The organism is Mesorhizobium sp. M4A.F.Ca.ET.090.04.2.1, from assembly GCF_003999085.1.
Taxonomy (GTDB): Bacteria; Pseudomonadota; Alphaproteobacteria; order Rhizobiales; family Rhizobiaceae; genus Mesorhizobium.
Map to the genome: position 1 here is coordinate 1 of NZ_RZOT01000611.1, position 3382 is coordinate 3382.

Annotated in this window: 3 protein-coding genes; all 3 read right to left on the reverse strand. The window is 63.7% G+C overall.

Translation table 11 applies throughout. The features are described 5' to 3' along the window. Positions 1-1028, reverse strand: a 1028-nt coding sequence (locus EN781_RS29085) for a Xaa-Pro peptidase family protein (protein WP_145965698.1), incomplete at its 3' end; no start/stop codon positions are given. 19 nt (positions 1029-1047) lie between these two features. Continuing rightward, positions 1048-2460, reverse strand: a complete 1413-nt coding sequence (locus EN781_RS29090) for a glycosyltransferase family 39 protein (RefSeq protein WP_245455660.1) — start codon at positions 2458-2460, stop codon at positions 1048-1050. 191 nt (positions 2461-2651) lie between these two features. Beyond that, on the reverse strand, positions 2652-3382 hold a 731-nt coding region (locus tag EN781_RS29095), incomplete at its 5' end, for a glycine cleavage T C-terminal barrel domain-containing protein (protein ID WP_145965699.1).

Here is a 3382-nt window from a genome sequence, read left to right on the forward strand (position 1 = left end):
GTGTTGTGGGCGATCTGGTCGGCGGCGATGCGGAAGAGATCGCGCTGCTCGTCCGACGGTTTTCCGTCGCCGCAGAGCCAGGTGCGCGAGAGGTCGGCACAGAAGCCATACGGGCCGATCAGATCGGTGTCGAAGGCGACGAGATCGCCTTCCTTGATGACGCGCGACGAGCACTCCTGGAACCACGGATTGGTGCGCGGACCGGAAGACAGCAGCCTGGTCTCGATCCATTCGCCGCCGCGCGCGATGTTGCCGCGATGGAGCTCCGCCCAGAGCTCGTTTTCGGAAATGCCTGGTTTCAGCGCCCGTTCCATCTCGCCCATCGCCGCCTCGCAGGCGACGATCGAGCGGCGCATGGCGAGGATCTCGTCCGGCGATTTGATCAGCCGCGCGCTCTCCATCACTGCCTCGCCATTTCCGATACTGACGCCGAGGCGGGCTAGCTCCTCGGCGCCCTCCGGATTGATGTGGTCGACCGCGATGCGGTGGTTGCCGCCGCCATGTTGCGCAACCAGATCGGCGATGCCTGCGGCCCAGCGGCGGACCTTCAATGACGTCAGCTCGCCGCTGTAGAGATACATCCACGACACCGCCGGCCGCACCTCGTCGACGACCCCGGAATGATCGGACAGGTGCTCGCAGGAGAAATAATCGAATAGCACCACCGGTCCCTCGGTGGCAACGAAACAGTGGCGCGTCGGATTGTGCGCGACCCACAGCTGCATGTTGGTCGAGTCGGTCGCGTAGCGGATGTTGACGGGATCGTAGAGCAGCGCGCCGGCGTAGTCGCGCCGCTTCAACTCGGCACGTATTCTGCCGAGCCGGTATTCGCGTATGGCCGCAAGATCGGGAGCGGCAATGCCGGCCGCCTGCCACTCGGCCTCGGCGAACGCCCCGTAGCCCAGCACATGCTGGTTGAGCGAGGCCGCCTTCTGGCGGGAGGCTTCGCGCAACGCCTCGACGGAGCCGGCCGCATCCGGTTCGAACGGCATGATCTTGCGATGGCGGCCGAAGCGTTGCGTCTCCATGCGGGCTCTCCTGGTGCCGCTATTGCGCCGTGATCTTGTAGAGTCTGGTTATCGTGAGCTGGCGGGTCGTGGGCGTACCGCCGAGCAACTGAGGTACCGCAACCTGCCGATGGATGGTCTCCATCGCATAGCCGGCGTTGGCGATCCTGTCGAAAATGACCGAATTCGGCTCGCCGTCGTCCGCCGCCAGGACAAGCACGGCGGGTTCGCGGATCGACGGGGCGAAATCGGGTATCTCGTCGTCGAGCACGACGAGATCGGGATCGACAAGACGCAAATTGCCGGCCCAGAACCAGCTGGATATCACAGTGCGAACCGGCCCGTCGGACATGAGCTGGCTGTACAGCGAATGATAGTCCATCCGCACGATGCGCCCGCGGCTGTCTCCGCCGTACACCTGCATGTACCAGCTTACCGGCAGCACGAGGATGGCGAGGACGGCGCCGGCGAAGACAATCGTGGCTTGCGTCTTCTTGCCCCTGTCGCCGATGGCATCCAGACGCATGGCGAGGGCGGCGGGCAGCAAAACGAAAACGGGAAGCATCCAACGATCGCGAAATTGCGTTACGCCGCCCGCCAGCACCACCACCAGCGTGATCAGCAAGGCAAGAGCAAACGCGCGCCAGACCAGCGTCTCGGGCCACGGCCAGGGCTGTGACGATGGCGCGGATTTCCTGATTGCCAATAAGAACGCAACGGCGAAGACGGCGATCGGAAGCCCGGCGAAGTTGAGTATCGCCTTGCCCAACCCGAACACGCCGAGCGATGCAGTCGCCGCCGCGCTGCCACCCTCGGCAACGCCGAAGCCGTCGCTATGCAACAGCAAGTCTTCAAGATGCGCGAAGCTCCAGTGGAATGTCGGCAGACAGGCAAGGATGGCCACCATAATGCTGATCGGGAAGCGGCGGTCGAAGATCGCCGCGCGGGTTTCGCGCAGCGACAGCGCCGCCAGAAACAGCGCGGCGATAAAGACGACATTGTTGTATTTCGAGAGCATCGCCGCGGCAGTTGCCAGGCCAAACAGCACATAGGCGGCGAGGGATCGCCGCTTCAACACCTCGACCAGCGCCAGGAACAGCACCGACGAAAAGCAGAATATGGCGACCGAGTGGGTGAGGGCATGCTGCATTTCCCAGATGATCTGTGGAAACAGAAGCAGCCCGAACATTGCGGCCGCGGCCGCGCGACTCGAGTAGCCTAGCCGACGTACCGCGGTGAAGTATGAGGCGAGCCCTCCGGCCAGCAGACCATACTTCACGATCTTCAGGGCGAGGACGTTGGTTCCGACCAGCGAGGCCGTCAGGTGGGCAAGCCAGGTGTAGAGCGGTGGCTGCGAACTGCCGTAGCCAGTCGCAAGGACCCGCATCACCATCAATTGCTCGGATTCATCGACGCCGACGCCAGTGCCTGCCCAATGCGACGACAGCGTCATCACCACGACCTGGACAAGGCAATATATGACGGCAAAGGCGAGCGCGGCGTTGAGTGGACCGGCCTTGTCGTCGCAAAGCCAGTCGGTCCATTTCTCTAGATGCTGCAAGGACGTCGTCTTCCCATCGCGGCCGCTCGAACCGTGCTTGGTCGAAACGCCACCTACACGATCCAACACGCGCTGTCGCCCTTTTAAGTGCGCATCTTCTCGCCGCTCGGGTCGAAGGGCGGTTCGACATTGATGCGGGCCGGACGGCGGTGGCCGAGTATCTCGATCTCGAACAGACCGGCGCTTTGGTCCTCGGCCAACGCCGCCGGCACATAGCCCTGCGCCATCGACTTCTGAACATAGTGCGCATAGCCGCCCGAAGTGACCCAGCCCACCACACGCCAGTCGCCATCGGCGATGCCGCGCACTGCGGAGGCGCCTTCGGCAGCCTGCGAACCGCGCACTTCCTTGCCTGTGGTGTCGAAGCGAGGCGCGCCATAGCCATGTGGCTTTTCCACCGTACCGTAGTCCTTGCTGACCTTGGCCCAGATCGGCTCGTCGCCCATCACGTCCGCATCCGCTGCATCGACGATGAAGGAGACCCGGCGCAGTTTTGGCCCCTCGGCGAGCTCCTTGGCGGACGCCTCGCGGCCGATGAAGTCGTTCTTCTCCAGCTTGATGAAGCGGTCCATCGAGCCTTCGAACGGGCCGTAGATCGGGCGCAATTCGCGGAACCAGGTCGGGAAGTTCTTTTCAAGGCGCATCGACAGCAGGGCGCGCATGCCGAAATCGACGAGGCCGAACTCCTCGCCAGCTTCCTTGATCGCCTTGTAGACGAGGCGCTGATAGGCGGGCGCCATCCAGATCTCGTAGCCGAGGTCCCCAGTATAGGTGATGCGGTTTACCAGGCAGGGCGCGCCGCCGACGGCCATCT

Bases quoted from the DNA above. Each gene is read 5' to 3' on its own strand.
- EN781_RS29090 (WP_245455660.1), bottom strand. From the start codon at position 2,460: ATGACGCTGTCGTCGCATTGGGCAGGCACTGGCGTCGGCGTCGATGAA.